General features: G+C 67.0%; 9 protein-coding genes and 1 pseudogene. All 10 read right to left on the reverse strand.

From position 1 onward, the window contains the following. Window positions 1-2: 2 nt before the first annotated feature. The gene (nuoN, locus tag ABD209_RS11335) at window positions 3-1,550 is read right to left on the reverse strand and encodes an NADH-quinone oxidoreductase subunit NuoN (protein ID WP_344066223.1); all 1,548 of its coding nucleotides are present in this window, start codon (window positions 1,548-1,550) and stop codon (window positions 3-5) included. Further along, window positions 1,550-3,085 carry an NADH-quinone oxidoreductase subunit M gene (locus ABD209_RS11340; RefSeq protein WP_344066288.1) on the reverse strand — a complete coding sequence of 512 codons (1,536 nt, stop codon included), beginning with the start codon at window positions 3,083-3,085 and terminating at the stop codon, window positions 1,550-1,552. Before ABD209_RS11340 ends, nuoN begins: the two co-directional genes overlap by 1 nt. Next, the gene (nuoL, locus tag ABD209_RS11345) at window positions 3,085-5,013 is read right to left on the reverse strand and encodes an NADH-quinone oxidoreductase subunit L (protein WP_344066225.1); all 1,929 of its coding nucleotides are present in this window, start codon (window positions 5,011-5,013) and stop codon (window positions 3,085-3,087) included. The genes ABD209_RS11340 and nuoL overlap by 1 nt, the downstream gene beginning before the upstream one ends. Before the next feature lie 17 nt (window positions 5,014-5,030). Beyond that, window positions 5,031-5,330 (reverse strand): NADH-quinone oxidoreductase subunit NuoK, encoded by a 300-nt coding sequence (gene nuoK / locus ABD209_RS11350; RefSeq protein ID WP_324387073.1) that lies wholly within the window; start codon window positions 5,328-5,330, stop codon window positions 5,031-5,033. Further along, window positions 5,327-6,097, reverse strand: coding sequence for an NADH-quinone oxidoreductase subunit J (locus ABD209_RS11355; RefSeq protein ID WP_344066228.1), 771 nt, complete (start codon window positions 6,095-6,097; stop codon window positions 5,327-5,329). Before ABD209_RS11355 ends, nuoK begins: the two co-directional genes overlap by 4 nt. 2 nt (window positions 6,098-6,099) lie before the next feature. After that, window positions 6,100-6,648: pseudogene (nuoI, locus tag ABD209_RS11360) on the reverse strand (NADH-quinone oxidoreductase subunit NuoI); the annotation flags it as partial. Then, window positions 6,641-7,996 (reverse strand): NADH-quinone oxidoreductase subunit NuoH, encoded by a 1,356-nt coding sequence (gene nuoH / locus ABD209_RS11365; RefSeq protein ID WP_425564660.1) that lies wholly within the window; start codon window positions 7,994-7,996, stop codon window positions 6,641-6,643. The pseudogene nuoI and the gene nuoH, both read right to left, overlap by 8 nt. Then, the gene (locus tag ABD209_RS11370) at window positions 7,993-10,437 is read right to left on the reverse strand and encodes an NADH-quinone oxidoreductase subunit G (protein ID WP_344066231.1); all 2,445 of its coding nucleotides are present in this window, start codon (window positions 10,435-10,437) and stop codon (window positions 7,993-7,995) included. The genes nuoH and ABD209_RS11370 overlap by 4 nt, the downstream gene beginning before the upstream one ends. Next, on the reverse strand, window positions 10,434-11,741 hold the full coding sequence (gene nuoF / locus ABD209_RS11375; protein ID WP_344066234.1) for an NADH-quinone oxidoreductase subunit NuoF: 1,308 nt from the start codon (window positions 11,739-11,741) through the stop codon (window positions 10,434-10,436). The genes ABD209_RS11370 and nuoF overlap by 4 nt, the downstream gene beginning before the upstream one ends. Before the next feature lies 1 nt (window position 11,742). Continuing rightward, window positions 11,743-12,594: an NADH-quinone oxidoreductase subunit NuoE gene (gene nuoE, locus ABD209_RS11380; RefSeq protein WP_344066237.1), complete on the reverse strand. Its 852-nt coding sequence runs from the start codon at window positions 12,592-12,594 to the stop codon at window positions 11,743-11,745. Window positions 12,595-12,607: the final 13 nt, after the last annotated feature.

A 12,607-nucleotide genomic window follows, 5' to 3' on the forward strand; every position in this document is an offset into this window, starting at 1 on the left:
GATCAGCGCAGGAACTGGCTCGCGGTGTTGGCGAGGTCGAGGACGGGGCCGGGCACCACGCCCAAGCCGATCGTCGCGATGACCGCAGCGGCCAAGGCCACCGTGGACAGGATGGACGGCGTCCGAGCCACCACCTCGTCGTCACCGTCGGTGAAGTACATCAGCAAGATGATGCGGATATAGACGTATGCCGTGATCGCCGAGCACAGGACGCCGATGATCACCAGGATGATCAGCGCCCGCCCGCCGTGCGCGATCGCGGGCGCGAAGGCCGCGAACTTGCTGGTGAAGCCCGAGGTCAACGGGATGCCTGCGAACGAGAGCAGAAGCAGCGCCATGATAGCGGCGATGACCGGGTGCTTCTTGCCCAGCCCGGCCCACTGGCCGATCTGGGAGGCCTCGGCGTCACCGCGGCGAACGAGCGCGACGATCCCGAAAGCCGCCAGCGTCGCCAGGCCGTAGGCGAGGACGTAGAACATCACGCCCGCGACCGCCGTCTTGTCGAAGGCCAGCACACCGACCAGGATGAAGCCAGCGTGCGCGATCGAGGAATAGGCGAGCAAGCGCTTGATGTCGGTCTGGGTGACTGAGAGGATCGAGCCGATGACCATGGTCAACGCGGCGACCGCCGCGATGGCCAGGCGCCAGTCCCAGCGGTTGGCGTCGATCCCGACATAGACGACACGCAGCATCGCGCCGAACGCGGCGAGCTTGGTGCAGGCGGCCATGAAGCCGGTTATCGGCGTTGGCGCGCCCTGATAGACGTCCGGGGTCCACATGTGGAAGGGCGCCGCACCGACTTTGAAGAGCAGGCCGACCAGCACGAAGAGCACGCCGGGCAGGAGCAGTCCGTTGACCTCTGCCGGTGCCTTGGTGATCGCATCGGAGATCTGGCCGAACTTGATGCTGCCGGAGTAGCCGTAGAGCAGCGCGGACCCGAAAAGAAAGAAGGCACTGGCGAAGGACCCGAGGAGGAAGTACTTCAGCGCCGCCTCCTGCGAGAGCAGCCGGCGGCGACGGGCCAAGCCGGTCAGCAGGTAGAGCGGCAGCGAAAGCACCTCGAGCGCGATGAACATCACCAGCAGGTCGCCCGCGGAGGTGAAGGACATCATGCCGCCGATCGAGAACAGCGCGAGCGGGAAGACCTCGCTGGTCCCCCAACCCGCCCTCGACGCGGCGCGCTCGAGCGGCGAGCCGGGCACGGCAGCACCCATCGGGGTGAAGGCGTCCGCGCCCGCGGAGGAGAACTTCTCCGCCATCAACAACACCGAGATGAGCGACAAAATAAGGATCGAGCCCTGCATGAAGAGCGCGGGGCCGTCGATGATGATGCCGCCACCCAATGTGGCGCCCTGCTGGTCCACCGACTTCAGCACCAGGGTCGCAAAGGCGAGCACCAGCGTGCCGATGGCGAGAGCCACCTGCACGCTGTGCCGCACGGTGCGCGGGGCGAAGGCTTCGAGCACGGTGCCGACGAGTCCGCCAGCGAAGACGACGATGATCGGCGCGATCGCCCACCAGTCGACCGAGGGTGCGGTGTAGCCGCCCATCACTTCTCACTCCCAGTGATCGCGGTGGCCGGAACGACTGGTGCGGGGTCGCTCACTCCCACCTCGGTGAGCACCCGCTGCACTGCCGGGTTGATCAGGTCGAGCGCGGGCTTCGGATAGAAGCCGAGGAAGAGCAGGCTGAGAATCAGCGGGGCCACGACGAACTTTTCGCGCCAGCCCATATCGGCCGCCGCCGCGCCCTCGGCAGCCGGACCGGTCATCATCCGCTTGTACATCCACAGGATGTAGATCGCCGCGAGGACCACGATCGGGGTGACGACGATCGCGACGCCCTTGTAGCGCTGGAAGGTGCCGTTGAGGACGAGGAACTCACCGATGAACGGGCCCATGCCCGGCAGTGCCAAGGAGGCCATACCCGCCACGAGGAAGGTCCCCGCGATGAGCGGCGTGACCTTCTGCCATCCGCCGAAGTCGGAGATTTTTCCACTCCGCCGGCGAGCGATCAGCATGCCCGCGATCAGGAAGAGTGCCGCCGTCGAGAAGCCGTGGTTGAGCATGTAGATGCCGGCACCGGCATTCGAGACCGTGGTCAGCGCGAAGATGCCCATGATCATCAGGCCGAAGTGGCTGATCGAGGTGTAGGAGATCAGGCGCATCAGATCGTTCTGCGCGATCGCGCACATAGCTCCGTAGTAGATGGAGACGACCGCCAAGGCGATGACGACCGGCGTGGCCCACTCGCTGGCATCCGGGAAGAGCTGCAGGCAGAACCGGATCATGCCGTAGGTGCCGATCTTGTCCAGCACGCTGACCAGCAAGGTCGTCGTCGCCGGGGTCGCCGTTGCCGCCACATCGGGTAACCACGTGTGCACCGGCCACATGGGCGCCTTGACCGCGAAGGCGAAGAAGAAGCCGATGAAGAGCCACTTCTGCGTCGTTGGGTCGATCGGCAGGCCGACGAGGTTTTGGATCAGGAAGCCCTGATCACCGCGGGGACCCTGGAAGTAGAGCCCGATGACGGCCACGAGCATAACCAGGCCGCCGGCGAGCGAGAAGAGGATGAACTTCAGCGCGGCCGCCTGCCGGCCGGCACCGCCGTACGACCCGATGAGGAAGTAGAGCGGGATGAGCATGGCCTCGAAGAAGACGTAGAAGAGGAAAACGTCGCTCGCCGCGAAGACACCGACCATGAAGGTCAGCAGCAACAGCAGCAGCGCAAAGTAGTTCTTCTCCCGGGTGCCCCCTTCGGGAACGTCATTCCAAGCAGCCAGGATGCAAACCGGTGCGAGGATCGTCGCCATCACGATCAGCGAGAGCGCGATGCCGTCCACTCCGAGCGCGTAGGACGCGCCGAAGGAGGAGATCCACGTGTGCACCTCGGTCAGTTGATAGGCCGAGAAGTCATTGGCGTCGAAGTTGAGGACCGCGCCGACGCCGACGGCCAGCGTGGCCAGCGAGAAGACAAGGGCGAGTTCCTTGGCGCGCGCGGCCAGTGCCGACGGCAGCGCGGCGATCAGCGCCGCGCCGACGAGCGGCACGAGCAGCATCACGCTCAGCCAGGGGAAGTTGTCCATCAGTTCATCACCCACAGTGCACCGAGGATCGCGACGACGCCGGTGAGCATCGTCAGGGCATAGGACCGAGCAAAACCGTTCTGCGCGACCCGCAACGCCTTGGCCGCGCCGCCGGTGAACCGGGCCAGGCCGGTCACGCCGCCGTCGACCAATTCGTTGTCTGTCCAGATGACCGACCGGACGAGTTTGATGCCCGGCCACATGAAGATGGCTTCGTTGAGGTCATCCTGGTAGAGGTCCTTGCGCGCCGCCCTGGTCAAGGCGTTGCCTGCCGGAGCGACCTCGGGGACATCGTCGCGGCCATAACGCAACCAGGCCAGCGCCAGGCCGGCGAGGACGAGCAGGAGGGTCAAAGCCATCAGAACGGGCACCGCGATCACCGGTTCACCGTGATCGTGATGGCCGGTCAAGGGCTCGAGCCAGTCGGTGAAGATGTTGGTCGGGCCGAGCACCAGACCGATCGCCGCGGAACCGACCGCGAGGATCATCATCGGGATGGTCATCGACAGCGGGGACTCGTGCGGGTGCTGACCGTCGGTCCAGCGGGCCTTGCCCTGGAAGGTCATGAAGAACAGGCGCGACATATAGAAGGCCGTCACGCCGGCACCGAGCAGGGCCGCGCCGCCGAAGACCCAGGGCCGCCAGCCCTCGCCGATGAAGGCCGCCTCGATGATCTTGTCCTTTGACCAGAAGCCGGAGAAGGGCGGGACACCGAGGATCGCCAGCCAGCCGAGACCGAAGGTGATCCAGGTGATCTTCATATAGGGGGCCAGGTGGCCAAAGCGCCGCATATCGACTTGGTTGTCCATGCCGTGCATGACCGAGCCGGCACCGAGGAACATCCCGGCCTTGAAGAAGCCATGGGTGATCAGGTGGAAGATCGCGAAGGCGTAGCCGACCGGGCCGAGACCGGCCGCGAGCATCATGTAGCCGATCTGGCTCATCGTCGATGCCGCGAGAGCCTTCTTGATGTCGTCCTTGGCGCACCCGACGATCGCTCCGTAGAGCAAGGTGATCGCGCCGACGATGACGACCGCGAGCTGAGCGTTCGGGGCGCCCTCGAAGATCGCGTGGCTGCGCACGACGAGGTAGACACCCGCCGTGACCATGGTCGCCGCGTGAATCAGCGCCGAGACGGGCGTCGGACCGGCCATCGCATCACCCAGCCAGCTCTGCAGGGGGAACTGCGCGGACTTGCCACAGGCCCCCATCAGCAGCAGCAAGCCGATCGCGGTCAGCGTCGCCGTGTTCGCCTTGCCCACACCCGCGTTGACGGTCGCAAAGTCGACGCCGCCGAAGGTCGCGAACATCAAGAAGATGGCCAGCGCGAGCCCGATGTCACCGACCCGGTTGACGAAGAAGGCCTTGTTGCCGGCGGTGGCGTAGGCGGGGTTGTGGAACCAGAACCCGATCAGCAGGTAGGACGCCAGACCGACGCCTTCCCAGCCGACGAAGAGCAGCAAGTAGGAGTCCGCGAGCACCAGCAGCAGCATCGAGGCCACGAAGAGGTTCAGGTAGCCGAAGAAGCGCCGCTTGTTGGGGTCGTGGGCCATATAGCCCATCGAGTAGACGTGGATCAACGAGCCGACGAAGGTGATCAACATGACGAAGCTGATCGAGAGCGTGTCGACCTGGAGCCCGGTGTTGAGCTGGAAGCTGCCCGCCGGGATCCAGTTGTAGAGCGTCTGTCGGGTCAGGCGATCCTCGGGATCGGCCTCCACGAGTTGCATCAAGGCGGCGACGCCGAGGCCGAAACTGGCCCAGGACAGGCCGGTCGCCAGCGCGGGACCGAAGCTGTTGGTCGCCCGGCCGCCGAAGAGCAGGAGCGCAGCCCCGGCCAGCGGTAGGGCGATCAACAGCCAGGCCGGCAGGCTGACCGCGTCAGATGCCGTGGCTTCGAGCGCCAACTGAGAGATGAGGGAGGTCACGGTGTGTTAGCTCCTTGTCAATACTTCAACAGGTTGGCGTCGTCGACCGAGGCCGAGCGGCGGGCACGGAAGATCGCCATGATGATGGCCAGACCGACCACGACCTCGGCGGCGGCGACGGCCATCACGAATAGGGCGATGGTCTGGCCGTCGATCGACTGGTGCATGCGGCCGAAGGTCACGAACACCAGGTTCGCTGCGTTGAGCATCATCTCGATGCCCATGAAGACGAGGATGGCGTTGCGCCGCGTCAACACGGTGGCACCGCCGATGACGAACAAGACGATGGCGAAGTAGATGTAGTTCATCAGGCTCATCGCGTCCGACCCTCCTCGATCTCCTTGGCGAGCTCGGCTTCCGCGTCGGTGAACCGTTGCGGGCTGATGACTTGGCCGCGCTCTTGCAGGGTGCGGCTGACGGACAGCTCCGTCGGCCGGCCGTCGGGCAGCAGGGCGGGGGTGTCGACGGCGTTGTGCCGGGCAAAGACACCCGGAGCCGGGAGGCCGGCGACATACTCCCCGCGCTGGAAGCGACGCTTGGCCCATTCGCGCTGGTCCGGTTTGGCGCCGAGCCGCTCGCGGTGCGCCAAGACCATGGCACCCATGGCCGAGACCACCAGCAGCGCACCGACGAGTTCGAAGGCCCAAATGTAGTCGGTGAAGATCGCGTGGGCCAAGGAGGAGACATTGCCCGGTGAGGTGTTGATCTGGTCAAGATTCGGCGTGCCCGCGATGGTGACCTTGCCGATCACACCGGCGAGCAGGAACCCGAGACCGAGGGTGACCACCAGGGCCGCCCAACGCTGACCCTTGATCGTCTCGATCAGGGAGTCGGAGGAATCGACACCGACGAACATCACGACGAAGAGGAAGAGCATCATCACGGCGCCGGAGTAGACGAAGACCTGAGTGATGCCCAGGAATGCCGCGCCATTGGCGATGTAGAAGACGCCGAGGACGACCATCGTCACGACCACGCCGAGGGCGGCGTACACGGCCTTCTTGGCGAAGAGCAGACCCGCGGCGGAGAGCACCGCCAGAGGGCCGAAGATCCAGAAGACGACTGCTTCAGCGGTCGACGTCATCGCGTCCCACCATCGACCTTTCCTTGGTAGTAGTCGCGCTCCTCCATGCCCTGCGCCATCGGGTGGGGCGGCGCGTGCATGCCGGGCTGGAGCGGCGCGAGCAGCTGCTCCTTGGTGAAGATCAGGTCGGCGCGGCTGTCGTCGGCGAGCTCGTAGAAGTTCGTCATGGTCAGCGCCCTGGTCGGGCACGCCTCGATGCACAGTCCGCAGAAGATGCAGCGCAGGTAGTTGATCTGGTAGATGCGTCCATACCGCTCCCCCGGCGAGAAGCGGCCGGTGCCGCCCGGAGTGTCGTCATTGTTGGCGCCCTCGACCATGATCGCGTCGGCCGGGCAGGCCCAGGCGCACAGCTCGCAGCCGACACACTTCTCCAGCCCGTCCGGGTGCCGGTTGAGCTGGTGCCGGCCATGAAAGCGCGGCTGGGTGGGCCGCTTGACCTCGGGATACTCCTCGGTCTTGACCTTGCGAAACATCGTCGCGAAGGTGACTCCGAAGCCCCCGACGGGAGCGAACATTTCGGAGAAGAATCCGCCCTTGTCCTTCTCAGCCATGGATCACTGCCTTCGTGTTCGTGGACTCGGAACCGGCGAGGCGCTGGCCCGGGAGGGGCGGCACGGGATAGCCGCCGGCATACGGGTCGATGACATCGGGGATAACCGGCTTCGCGGCTTCGGCCCGGGCGCTCGCCTTGCCCTCCCAGATCCAGGTGGCCGCGAGGACGAGGAGCGCGAGCACGCCGATGACGATCAGCGAGGCCAGGCGCCGATCGGCACCGAGGAAGGAGACCGTCTTCTCGCCGAGGTAGCCGTTGTCGGCAGCCTTGAGGAAGGCGACGGCGATGACCCAAACAAGGGTGCCGGGGATGAGGAACTTCCAGCCGAAGCGCATGAACTGGTCGTAGCGCGTGCGCGGGAGGGAGCCGCGCAGCCAGACGAAGAAGAACATGAAGGCCCAGATCTTCAGGAAGAACCAGAGCAGCCCCCACCAGCCGTGGTTGAACATGCCGTCGTTAATGGCGGCGATGCCGGGAGGCGCCTGCCAACCGCCCAGGAAGCAAGTGGTCGCCAGCGCGGAGACGGTGAACATGTTGACGTACTCGCCCAGGAAGAACATCGCGAACTTCAGCGAGGAGTATTCGGTGTGAAAGCCACCGGTCAACTCGCCCTCGCCCTCGGCGAGGTCGAAGGGCAACCGGTTGGTCTCGCCGACCATGGTGATCACATAGATGACGAAGGAGATGATCAGCGGCACGATGTGCCACAGGTCCTTCTGGCTCTCGACGATCTGCGAGGTCGACATCGACCCGGAGTAGAGGAAGACGGCGACGAGCGCCAGACCCATGGCGATTTCGTAGGAGATGATCTGCGCCGTCGATCGCAGACCACCGAGCAGCGGATAGGTCGACCCGGAGGACCAGCCGGCCAGGACGACGCCATAGGCGCCGACGCCCGCGACCGCGAGGACCAGCAGGACGGCGACGGGCAGGTCAGTCAACTGCAGCGGGGTCTGGTGCCCGAACATCGAGACCGTCGGCCCGAGCGGGATGATCGCGAACGAGACGAATGCCAGGGCACCGAAGAAGGCCGGGGCCAGGATGAAGATCAGCTTGTCGGCGTTCTTGGGGGTCAGGTCCTCCTTCAGCGCCAGCTTCACACCGTCCGCGAGCGTCTGCAGCAGGCCGAAGGGACCGGTGCGGTTAGGGCCAGGACGCTGCTGCATCCGTCCGATGACCCGCCGCTCGAACCAGATCACGATCAGGGTGTTGAGCAGCAGGAAGACGAAGAGAAGGAGCGCCTTGACCAGCGAGAGCCACCACGGGGTGTCGCTGAAATCGGTGATCGGGTTGTCGCGCGGGAGCGTGGGATCCGTCGCGGCAGCGAGCGCATGCAGCAGGATCACGAGGCACCTCCGGGTGTCACGGTCACGAGTTGGCCGGTGCCGGTGCCGAGGGTGGCGACCCGCGACCCGGTGGAGTTGGTGGGCAGCCAGACGACATTGTCGACCATCTCGGTGATGGCGACCGGGAGGCTGATGCTGCCGTGGGCGCCAGTCACGGTGACCACGTCACCGTCGATGACGCCCAGTCCGGCGGCGCCCGCCGGCGAGAGCCGGGCCACCGCTGCCGGGGCAGTGCCGGCCAGGAAGGGCTCGCCGTCCTGGAGGCTGCCCTTGTCCAGCAGGTGGTGCCAACTGGCGAGCACGAACTGTCCACGGGAGGTGGTCGGGACTTCGGCTCGCGCGGCCTGCGGGCGCACGGCCCGCGGGCCGCTCCACGCACCCAGCCCGCTCATCTCGGCCCGGACCTGCCCGAGGCTGCGCGCCCCGAGGAAGTGGTCGAGTTCGGCGGCGAGCAGGTCCAGCACTCGGTAGTCGCTGAGCGCGTTGGTCTCCAGGGCTGCCTCAAAGGTCCGCACGCGGCCCTCCCAGTCCACGAAGCTGCCCGCCTTCTCGGCGTGCGGCGCGATCGGCAGGATCACATCGGCGTATGCCGTGGCGCTGGACGGCCGGTAGTCGAGGGAGACGACGAAGGCTACGCGCAGGGCGTCGTGCGCGTGCGGGTCGGCCAGGTCGTCGAGGTCGACGCCGCCGACGACCAGCGCCGCGATCTTGCCGCTCGCCGCATTGGCGACGATGCCGGCGCTGTCGTGGCCGAGGTCGGTGGGTAGGCCCGACATCCCCCACGCGCGGGCGACTTCGTCGCGCGCGGTGATGTTGTCGAGCGAGCGGCCACCGGGCAGCAAGGTCCCGAGGGCGCCGGCTTCGAGGGCGCCTCGCTCCCCTGCGCGCCGCGGCACCCAGGCCAGCGTGGCGCCGGTACGGTCGGCCAGGGCGAGGGCGGCGGCCAGGGCACCGGGAACGGTCGCCAGTCGCTCGCCGACGAACAGGATGCTGCCCTCGCCGGCGAGGGCATCGGCGGCCACATCGGAGGCGAGCAACTCGGTCTCGGTGCCCGGAGCGGCTGGGATCAGGGTGCCGCCCACCTTGGCCAGCCCGCGGGTGGCGAAGGGAGCCAGCGAACTGACGCGCGTCTTGTTCTTGCGGAAGGCCTTGCGCAGGCGCAGGAAGAGAATCGGGCTCTCCTCCTCCGGCTCGAAGCCGGCGAGCAGGACGCTGGGTGCCTTCTCGATGGCCGCGTAGGTGGCCGCGCCACTCTCGGGACCGGTGGCGACCACATGCGCGGCGAGGAAGCGGGCTTCTTCGCGACTGTGGGGGCGCGACCGGAAGTCGATCGCATTGGTGGCGAGCACCATACGGGCGAACTTGCCGTAGGCGTAGGCGTCCTCAACGCTGACGCGGCCACCGGTCAGCACGCCCGCAGTGCGTCCGCGCAGGCCAGCCGCCGCGGCCGCGAGCGCCTCGGGCCAGGATGTGACCTCGAGTTCACCGTCGGCACCGCGGACCATCGGGAAGCCGAACCGGTCACCGACGGTGGGTGCCGTGAAGGCCCAGCGGCCCTTGTCGCAGTTCCACTCGTCGTTGACGGCCGGGTCGTTGATCGCCATCCGGCGCAGGACGGTGCCGCGACGGTGGTCGGTGCGGATGGCGCAGCCGCTCGCGCAGTGCTCGCAGGCACCGGGAGTCGAGACCAGGTCGAAAGGCCGCGACCGGAAGCGGTAGGCCGCGCCGGTCAGGGCACCGACCGGGCAGATCTGCACGGTGTTGCCCGAGAAATAGCTCTCGAAGGGGTGCTCTTCGTAGATGCCGACCTGCTGCAGGGCACCTCGCTCGACCAGGGCGATGAAGGGGTCGCCGGCGATCTGGTCGGAAAAGCGGGTGCAGCGGGCGCACAGGACGCAGCGTTCGCGATCGAGCAGGACCTGGCTGGAGATATTGATCGGCTTGGCATAGGTGCGCTTGGAATCCTCGAAGCGCGAAACGGCGCGGCCGGCGCTCATCGCTTGGTTCTGCAGCGGGCATTCGCCGCCTTTGTCGCAGACCGGGCAGTCGAGCGGGTGGTTGATCAGGAGCAACTCCATGACACCGCGCTGGGCCTTGTCGGCACCGGGCGAGGTGTATTGGGTCCTGACCTCCATGCCTTCGGCCACGGTCATCACGCAGGAGGCCTGGGGCTTCATGCGCCCGGGCGGGCCCTGCATCTGACGGGGCGCGCCGGGCTTGCCGTCCGGGCCGGGCGGGCCGGGCATGGCGACCTCGACCAGGCATTGCCGGCAGGCGCCCATCGGCTCCAGTGAGGGGTGGTCGCAAAAGCGCGGGATCTCGATGCCGGCCTGCTCCGCGGCGCGGATGATCAAGGTGCCCTTGGGCACCGAGACCGGGATGCCGTCGATGGTCAGGTTGACCAGATCGGTGGCCACCGGCTTGTCGGGGATGACGCTCATACGGAGGCCTTCTCCTTGGCAAAGAGGGACGAGGCGTCCCGATCGAACGGACAGCCGCCATGACGCAGGTGATCGAGGTATTCGTCGCGGAAATACTGGATGCTGCTGGTCACCGGCGAGGTGGCGCCGTCACCGAGCGCGCAGAAGCTGCGCCCGAGGATGTTGTCGCAGATGTCGAGCCGCTTCTCCAGGTCTTCCTCGGTGCCCTGGCCGTGCTCTAGGCGTCCGGTGATCTGCTTGAGCCACCAGGTGCCTTCGCGGCATGGGGTGCACTTGCCGCAGGACTCGTGCTTGTAGAAGTCGGTCCACCGATCGACCGCCCGCACCACGCAGGTGGTCTCGTCGAAGATCTGCAGGGCTCGGGTGCCGAGCATCGAGCCGGCCTTGGCGACCGAGTCGAAATCGAGCGGGATATCGAGGTGCTCGGCGGTGAACAGCGGCGTGCTGGACCCGCCAGGGGTCCAGAACTTCAACTGCTTGCCGTCGCGCATGCCGCCGGCCATGTCGAGCAGCTCGCGCAGGGTGATACCGAGCGGGGCTTCGTACTGGCCGGGGCGGGTGACGTGGCCGGAGAGGGAGAAGATGCCGAAGCCCTTCGAACCCTCGGCGCCCATCCCCGCGAACCAGTCGGCGCCGTGCAGCAGGATCGGCGGCACGGAGGCGATGGACTCGACATTGTTGACGACCGTCGGCCGGGCATAGAGGCCGGCGACGGCCGGGAATGGCGGCTTGCTGCGCGGCTGGCCGCGGCGACCCTCCAGGGAGTCGAGCAGCGCGGTTTCTTCGCCACAGATGTAGGCGCCGGCACCGGCGTGCACGGTCACGTCGAGGTCGAAGCCCGAGCCGTGGATGTTCTTGCCGAGGTGGCCCGCGGCATACGCCTCTTCGACCGCACGCATCAGGCGGCGGTAGACGTGCACGACCTCGCCGCGCAGGTAGATGAAGGCGTGATGGCACCCGATCGCGAACGAGGTGATCGCGACCCCTTCGATGAGGAAGTGGGGGGCGGCCATCATCAAGGGGATGTCCTTGCACGTGCCCGGCTCGGACTCGTCGGCGTTGACGACGAGATAGCGCGGGCCGCCGTCCGGCGGGGGCAGGAAGGACCACTTCATGCCGGTGGGGAAGCCGGCTCCGCCACGGCCACGCAGGCCGGAGTCCTTGGCCATCCCGACCAGGGCGGACGGCTCCATCCCGAAGGCCTTCTTGAGGGCTTTGTAGCCGTCATTGGCTTCGTAGGTCTCGAGGGTCCAGCTTTGGGGGTGGTCCCAGAACTTCGAGAGGATCGGGGTCAGCGTCGTCATCTCACTCCCCTGCCTGCGTGGTGTCGGTGGCCTGCCGGGCGCCTTCGAGGGATTCGACGGCCACCTCGCGCACGACGGCGCGCTCGTCACGAGCGTCCGCGGCGAGGTCGGCGTGGTCAGCCTCGGGACCGGAAAAAGAGGACGGCGGCGCGGTCCAGTGGTGTTCGTGCGCTACGCGCAGCCCCTCCAGGGTCGCGGGGCCGGCGCCCACGCCCTCGTCGGCATGTCCGTCGGGGAAGCCGGCAAGCACGCGCGACATCTCCTTGAAGGTGCACTGGCGATTCGGGCCGCGGGTCGGCCGGACGGGCGCGCCCGCGCGCAGGTCGTCGACCAGGGCGATCGTCGACTCTGGGGTCTGGTTGTCGTAGAACTCCCAGTTGACCATCACGACGGGGGCGAAATCGCAGGCGGCATTGCACTCCACCCGCTCCAGGGTGATTTTGCCGTCGCCGGTGGTCTCGTCATGCCCGAGGTCGAGGTGCTCGCTGACGGCATCCCAAATCTGGTCGCCGCCCATGATCGCGCACAAGGTGTTGGTGCAGACGCCGACGGTGTACTCGCCATTGGGGTGGCGCTTGTACTGGGTGTAGAAGGTCGCGACGCCGCTGACCTCGGCCTCGGTCAGGCCGAGGACGTCGGCGCAGAAGGTGATGCCACGGCCGGTGATATAGCCGTCGACGCTCTGGACCAGGTGGAGCAGCGGCAGCAGGGCCGAGCGGGCGTTGGGGTAGCGCGCGATGACGGCCTGCGCGTCGGTGTGCAGGCCCGCGAGCACGTCATCGGCATACGGCACTTTGCTCGCCGCCGGGACGTGCAGGTGACCGGACGCGGTCTGTTCTCCGTAGTGCTCCATCAGCGGTCGACGC

It is taken from the genome of Nostocoides vanveenii (genome assembly GCF_039531165.1).
Taxonomy (GTDB): domain Bacteria; phylum Actinomycetota; class Actinomycetes; order Actinomycetales; family Dermatophilaceae; genus Nostocoides_A; species Nostocoides_A vanveenii.

Coding starts and splice junctions, on each gene's coding strand:
- nuoN (WP_344066223.1), bottom strand. CDS start 1,550: ATGGGCGGCTACACCGCACCCTCGGTCGACTGGTGGGCGATCGCGCCG.
- ABD209_RS11355 (WP_344066228.1), bottom strand. CDS start 6,097: ATGACGTCGACCGCTGAAGCAGTCGTCTTCTGGATCTTCGGCCCTCTG.
- nuoE (WP_344066237.1), bottom strand. CDS start 12,594: ATGGAGCACTACGGAGAACAGACCGCGTCCGGTCACCTGCACGTCCCG.
- ABD209_RS11370 (WP_344066231.1), bottom strand. CDS start 10,437: ATGAGCGTCATCCCCGACAAGCCGGTGGCCACCGATCTGGTCAACCTG.
- ABD209_RS11340 (WP_344066288.1), bottom strand. CDS start 3,085: ATGGACAACTTCCCCTGGCTGAGCGTGATGCTGCTCGTGCCGCTCGTC.
- nuoK (WP_324387073.1), bottom strand. CDS start 5,330: ATGAGCCTGATGAACTACATCTACTTCGCCATCGTCTTGTTCGTCATC.
- nuoF (WP_344066234.1), bottom strand. CDS start 11,741: ATGACGACGCTGACCCCGATCCTCTCGAAGTTCTGGGACCACCCCCAA.